The following is a 343-nucleotide window of genomic DNA, read 5'->3' on the forward strand; positions in this document are numbered from 1 at the left end:
GGTCGACAGCGAGATCACCCAGGGCACGCTCACCGAGGACGACATCGTCGCCACCATCGAGTACATCGTCCGGCTGCACGCCGGCGAGGTGTCGATGCCGGCCGCCCAGGAGGCGCCGACCGACACCGTCATCGTCGAGGTCGACGACATCGACCACTTCGGCAACCGCCGCCTGCGCAGCGTGGGCGAGCTGATCCAGAACCAGGTCCGCCTGGGGCTGGCCCGCATGGAGCGCGTCGTCCGTGAGCGGATGACGACCCAGGACGTCGAGGCGATCACGCCGCAGACCCTGATCAACATCCGCCCGGTGGTGGCGTCGATCAAGGAGTTCTTCGGCACCTCC

The 343-nt window shown here is 68.2% G+C and carries 1 protein-coding gene; it reads left to right on the forward strand.

Annotation, left to right across the window (positions count from 1 at the left end; all coding sequences use genetic code 11):
* Window positions 1–343, forward strand: a 343-nt coding sequence (locus IG98_RS46335) for a hypothetical protein (protein ID WP_037973115.1), incomplete at both ends; no start/stop codon positions are given.

Origin of the sequence: Streptosporangium amethystogenes, from assembly GCF_000721075.1 — a bacterium.
In the GTDB taxonomy this organism is placed as follows: domain Bacteria; phylum Actinomycetota; class Actinomycetes; order Streptosporangiales; family Streptosporangiaceae; genus Streptosporangium; species Streptosporangium amethystogenes.